General features: G+C 71.2%; 7 protein-coding genes and 1 pseudogene. 4 read left to right on the top strand and 4 right to left on the bottom strand.

Annotation, left to right across the window (positions count from 1 at the left end; genetic code table 11):
• From IE249_RS37740 to IE249_RS18600, 4 genes are all read left to right on the top strand, one after another.
• A partial coding sequence (locus IE249_RS37740) for a helix-turn-helix domain-containing protein (protein ID WP_229858787.1) occupies window positions 1-530 on the top strand: 530 nt, incomplete at its 5' end.
• Window positions 531-597: 67 nt separating this feature from the next.
• Window positions 598-945 carry a hypothetical protein gene (locus IE249_RS18610; protein ID WP_189705950.1) on the top strand — a complete coding sequence of 116 codons (348 nt, stop codon included), beginning with the start codon at window positions 598-600 and terminating at the stop codon, window positions 943-945.
• The gene (locus IE249_RS18605) at window positions 942-1,199 is read left to right on the top strand and encodes a hypothetical protein (protein WP_189705949.1); all 258 of its coding nucleotides are present in this window, start codon (window positions 942-944) and stop codon (window positions 1,197-1,199) included. Before IE249_RS18610 ends, IE249_RS18605 begins: the two co-directional genes overlap by 4 nt.
• A gap of 27 nt (window positions 1,200-1,226) precedes the next feature.
• The gene (locus IE249_RS18600) at window positions 1,227-1,784 is read left to right on the top strand and encodes a Uma2 family endonuclease (protein WP_189705948.1); all 558 of its coding nucleotides are present in this window, start codon (window positions 1,227-1,229) and stop codon (window positions 1,782-1,784) included.
• A 15-nt stretch (window positions 1,785-1,799) separates the two neighbouring features.
• Here the strand turns inward: IE249_RS18600 and IE249_RS18595 are convergent, their stop codons facing one another.
• The 4 genes and pseudogenes from IE249_RS18595 to IE249_RS37735 form a co-directional block, all read right to left on the bottom strand.
• A complete protein-coding gene (locus IE249_RS18595; protein ID WP_189705947.1) occupies window positions 1,800-2,663 on the bottom strand; it encodes a GNAT family N-acetyltransferase in 864 nt (287 codons plus the stop codon).
• An 80-nt stretch (window positions 2,664-2,743) separates the two neighbouring features.
• Entirely contained in the window at window positions 2,744-3,355 is a 612-nt protein-coding gene (locus IE249_RS18590) for a GNAT family N-acetyltransferase (protein ID WP_229858785.1), read from the bottom strand.
• A 4-nt stretch (window positions 3,356-3,359) separates the two neighbouring features.
• Complete coding sequence (locus tag IE249_RS18585) at window positions 3,360-3,824, bottom strand: Zn-ribbon domain-containing OB-fold protein (RefSeq protein WP_189705946.1); 465 nt, start codon at window positions 3,822-3,824, stop codon at window positions 3,360-3,362.
• Window positions 3,821-4,077: pseudogene (locus IE249_RS37735) on the bottom strand (DoxX family protein); the annotation flags it as partial. The pseudogene IE249_RS37735 and the gene IE249_RS18585, both read right to left, overlap by 4 nt.

Below are 4,077 nucleotides of genomic sequence, written 5' to 3'. Positions count from 1 at the left end.
GCCGGATCGTCACCCGCACGGTCTCCTGCAACAGCCCAGGCCACAGGGCCGCCCGCGAGACGACCACCCGCAAACCCGCCCGGCGCACGGCACCGGACGAGCCCGCGCCCCGCAAACGCCTCCCCGCCGTCCCCCAGCCCTCGTGCCCCGCCCCCGCCCTCCTCCGGACGGCCGCCGACATCCTCACCGGCCTCCGTCGGAAAGACCCCCGCCTGCTCCTTTCCGCCACGGACACCGAGCACCTCGCCCCGGGCGTCGCCGCCTGGCTGGAACGCGACCTCACGCCCACCGCCGTACGCCACGCCCTGACCGCCAACCTGCCCAACGAACCCCTGACCCGCCCCGCCGCCCTCCTCGCCCACCGCCTGACCGCCCAACTCCCACCCCCACCACCCTTCCGCCCTCAGACCCCACCGATCCCCGAACCCCGCCACCCCCTTCAGACCTGCGACAACTGCGACCGCGCCTTCCGCTCACCGACCCCAGGACTCTGCCGTGACTGCCGCACTCCCCACACCACCGCTTCCTGAGACCGTTCTGTCCCGTTCTCTTCCAGCAGGCCCGATACTCTGGCCAGTGCACCCCCAGGAGGACACCATGAGCACTCAGGCCGATCACGGGCACGAGCTGATTCCGCGTCCCGAACTGACTCCTGATGCCCTGCGTGCAGCCCTTACCGTCGTTGCCCCGGGCCGCCTGGAAGAGATGCAGGCCATGAAGGACGAGGCTTTCGCCAAGGCAGTCGAGTGGCAATCACTCAGCCCGGTACAGAGCTGGGTCCTGATCTGGGCCAAGGAGATCGAAATCGCCCGTCGGCCGGACCTCTCCACCCGGTACGCCCGGGCGAAGAACAATCTGGAACACGAAGATCCGGACATCGCGCAGGAAGCCCTCCGTGAGTTGAGCGCGGTCCTCGACGAGGCCCTGAAAGCAGTGCGCGAGTGAGCTGGAAGTGGGAGTACGCCTTCGGCGCCGAAGAAGCCGCTCGTACTGCCCCTGCGGACTTCCTCACCGCCGTGGAACGCAAGGCCGACGAACTTGTCAGGGCGGCCGAGGCCCTCCACATTCACGGCCGGGCCCACGAAGGAATCGACCCGAAGGGCGGCGAAATCATCGTCTCCGGCGGTTGGTTCGGTTACCAGGTCGTCGTACGCAGCGAACGCGTCTACGTCGTCCAGATCACCTACCTGGGCTTCTGAGCCTTGTCCTCACACGTCTACCAGACCTTGCGCGCCTTCGTTCAGTCCGTGGACGACGCCCTCCCCGGCCGGTTCGAGATCGCCAGTGAAGGACTCGTTCACGATCTGAGGGACCCCGGCGGTCTGCATGCGCTGACCACTGTGCGCATCCGGAAACGCCTGGAGAAGGCGATGCCGCAGGAAATCGTGGCCCACACGGGAGTGCCAGACGTGGAGGACGAATCCGAAGGCATCATGCGCCGCCCCGACATCATGGTGATCGCCGAGGCGGACATGGAGGGGGAAGGGTCCTTCGACCCCCGTACGCTCGTCGCCGCCGTTGAGATCGTCTCCCGGTCCAACCCGGACAACGACTGGGTCACCAAGATGCGCGACTACCCCCTGATCGGCGTCCCGGTCTACGCGATCTTCGACCCCCGCACCGGCACCGGCGCCGTGCTCACCGACATCCACCCCACCCCCGAGGGCCCCCGCTACGCCACCCGCAAGGACTTCGCCTACGGCGAGGACGTCACCATCGGCGACTGGACCATCTCCACCGAGGGCCTGCCTCGCTATGAGGAAAGAAGCGACGGCCGGCGGTGAGACCCGCACGCCGGGTCAGCCGGTGAAGGTGTGGAGGGTGAAGTCGGAGACCGGGCGGTAGCCGATTCGCTGGTAGAGGCTGTTGCTGGTGGGGTTCGCGAGGTCGGTGAAGAGGAGGATCTCGTTCGCGCCGGAGGACAGGGCGGAGCGGGTCACCTCCGTCGTGACGGCTCCCGCGTAGCCGCGGCCGCGCAGCTCGGCGGGCGTGTAGACGCCGACCACGCGCACCTGGCCGGCGACCTTCGGGGACGTACCGGCCATGGCGACGGGCGTCCCGCCGGGCTCCTCCCAGAACGTCATGTCGCCCCGCTCGATCCGGTCGTCCGCCCACTCCAGCGGGTCCCGGGCCGCGGACTCGCCCACGGCCGCGCAGAACTCCTCGTACCACCGGGCCAGGCGTTCGCGGTCGGCCGCCCCGGCCACCCGCGCGCGGCCCGGCGGCACCGGTCCCGGGGCGGTCAGCTCGCCCAGCCGGTACAGCCGCATCCGCTGGTGGACGGCGCTCTTGGCGCCGGTGCGGCGCTCCCAGGCGGCGGCGAACACGGCGGCGGTGTCGTGGTCGGCGTTGACTCCGGACAGCGAGCGGCCCGCGTCCGCGAGTACGTCCGCCAGCGTCTCGGCCTCCTCACCGGTCAGCGAAGTCACGGCGAGCGGGTGCGGTGGCGTACGGAAGAAGGTTGCCCGGACGCCGTCCGGGCCCTCCAGCACGCCGAACTCCGGTGCCGCGTCGCCGTACACGCGCCCGCCGCGGGCGCGCAGGCTCTCCGTGACGGTGAGGTGGACGGTGTGCTGCGCCGGGCGGGAGCGCAGGAAGTCACCGGCGCGGGACAGGAATTCCTCGAGGTCGCCGGTCAGGTGCCAGTCGTGAGTGGTGGGCATGGCTCATGATCCGGGGCCCGGCGTCCCGCGCGCCTCCGAATTTCGCCGGGTGGTGGTCATGGTCGCGGCCGTGGTCGCGGTCACGGCTTCGCGTACGGCTCCGGGGCCGGGTCCGTGGCGAGACGTGCGTGCAGGTGCGCGTCGCGCCACGCGTCCCTGCGGTCCGCCTGGAACACCGCGTCGCGCATGGTCCCCTCGCACCGGAAGCCGCACCGCTCGGCGACCCGGCAGGACACCTCGTGGCCGACCGCGTGGTCCAACTCCATGCGGTGCAGGCCCAGTTCTCCGAATCCCCAGTCGGCCACCAGACTCAGGGCACGGGTGGCCACCCCGCGGCCGCGTGCCTCGGGCAGCACCCAGTAGCCGACCCGCGCGACGGCCATGAAGGGGCGGATGTCGTTGATCCCGATGTGCCCCAGCGTCGTACCGCTCCCCGCGTCCTCGATCGCGAAGGCCACCGCTGAGCCCTCCAGCGCGCGTGCGGTGCGCACCCGCAGCGAGTCCTCGGCGGCGTCCCGGTCGGTGACCGGGCTGATCGGCGTGTTCCAGCGGCGGAACTCCGGGTCGGTGTTGCCGCGCAGCCACGCCTCGACGTCTGCGCCGGAGCCCGGGTCCCATGGGCGCAGGCGCAGCCCGTTCCCGGTCACGCGCGCGGTGGACAGGATGCTGAGGTCACGGAGGTTGGCGGTCACCGGGTCATTGAACAACGCCTCGCGCCCGGCCGCCGCCGGAAACCGGACGTGGACGGAACACCGGCACCATGTACTCCCCGCGCTTTCCCCGCTCCCCCACCGCCCGGAACGCCACCTCCAGGTCCATCCCGGCCCACAGAGCACTTGTCCCGGCGCCCACCACCTCCGTCATCATCCGCGGCCCCTCGGCCAGTTCGACCACGGCGGCGACGTAGGGCGTACGGGCCGAGAAGGGCGGCAGGTCGTTGCGGTGCACGACGGACCAGGTGTAGAGGGCCGCCCGGCCGCTCGCGGGCTCCCAGGTCACGTCCTCGCTCCAGCAGTGCGGGCAGAACTCGCGCGGCGGGTGGTGTGCCAGCCCGCACGCCCCGCAGCGCCGCACGAGCAGCCGCCCCTGCGCCGTCGCGTCCCAGTAGGCGCGGGTGAAGGCGTCGGCCTCGGGCAGGTCGAAGCGGTCGGCGCCCGTCATCCGAACCACCCCACCGCGGCGTCCACCGACCAGGTCTGCCAGCACATCGCGAACAGCCCCACCACCGAGATCAGAGCCATCATCGAGTTCTGCCCCTGCTCGGCCCAGTCGTGGATCACGAGGGTGAAGTAGAGAAGGTTGAGGAGGAGCCCTCCGGCGAGCGCGACCGGGGTCAGGAAGCCGGCCACCAGGCCGACGCCCAGGGCGAGTTCGGCGTACACGACGACGTACGCCATCGCCCTCGGCCGGGGCG

Source organism: Streptomyces anandii JCM 4720 (assembly GCF_014650655.1).
Taxonomy (GTDB): Bacteria; Actinomycetota; Actinomycetes; order Streptomycetales; family Streptomycetaceae; genus Streptomyces; species Streptomyces anandii.
Note: the sequence above shows the minus strand (reverse complement) of the source record. Positions and strands in the feature narration are given on the sequence as shown.